Genomic DNA, 224 nt, shown 5'->3' on the forward strand with positions numbered 1-224 from the left:
GGCGAATTCCATGCTGTGGCGCAGCAGATGGACGATGCAAGTCTGCACGCTCGTCTCCGGGAAGGCGGCGGCGATGGCTTCCGGGAAGCCCTTCAGCCCGTCAACCACGGCCAGCAGGATGTCCTCCACGCCCCGGTTTTTCAGCTCGTTCAGAACCCGCAGCCAGAATTTCGCCCCCTCGTTCTGCTCGATCCACAGGCCCAGCACCTCCTTGGTGCCGTCCA

At 63.8% G+C, this 224-nt stretch carries 1 protein-coding gene; it reads right to left on the reverse strand.

What is annotated here, in order from left to right; genetic code table 11:
• Nucleotides 1-224 (reverse strand): transposase (locus ACM9LZ_RS26165; RefSeq protein WP_416622426.1); only part of this gene is annotated, 224 nt, incomplete at both ends.

This window comes from Niveispirillum fermenti, from assembly GCF_048066175.1.
GTDB classification, from domain to species: domain Bacteria; phylum Pseudomonadota; class Alphaproteobacteria; order Azospirillales; family Azospirillaceae; genus Niveispirillum; species Niveispirillum fermenti.